This window comes from Achromobacter sp. GbtcB20, assembly GCF_019091095.1.
GTDB classification, from domain to species: domain Bacteria; phylum Pseudomonadota; class Gammaproteobacteria; order Burkholderiales; family Burkholderiaceae_B; genus Achromobacter; species Achromobacter mucicolens.
In genome coordinates this window covers 1-489 of record NZ_JAGXJZ010000218.1, presented here as the reverse complement: position 1 = coordinate 489, position 489 = coordinate 1, and the positions used below count along the sequence as shown (strand labels likewise).

Genomic DNA, 489 nt, shown 5'->3' with positions numbered 1-489 from the left:
GGGCCCGACAAGATGGTCGTGCTGACCGAGCCGGTTAGTGTGCAGATCGGCAAGCCCGTCAGTCCGGAGCGCATTGCGCTATCGGGAGCCAAATGATGCGAGCGCTGAAAAACCCGCCGGCCATGCCTTCATCGCAGTCGGGACAGGCCATGGTGGAATTCGTCGTGATCGCGCTGACGACGATCGGCTTATTCCTGGGCATCTGGTACATCGGCAAGTTTCATGACATCCAGGCCACGACCATCCAGGCAGCGCGCTATGCGGCGTGGGAGCGTACCGTACGTCCGTCCTCGTATTCGGACACGCGGCTGCAAAGCCAGGTCCGGGCCCGTCTGTTCAGCTGGAACAAGGATGCCTACAAGGCGAACGATGGCATCAACAACGGGCAGGGGTGGAACCAGCAGACGACCATGTGGATGGACCATGCCAACGACAAGCGCCTGATCAAGGCGCCGAATGACGTCACGCTGCGGACCGCCTCCGCCGGGT

The 489-nt window shown here is 62.0% G+C and carries 1 protein-coding gene; it reads left to right on the top strand.

Annotated elements, in window-relative coordinates; translation table 11 throughout:
• Positions 1-122: 122 nt before the first annotated feature.
• A partial coding sequence (locus tag KVT32_RS28665; protein WP_217619268.1) for a TadE/TadG family type IV pilus assembly protein occupies positions 123-489 on the top strand: 367 nt, incomplete at its 3' end.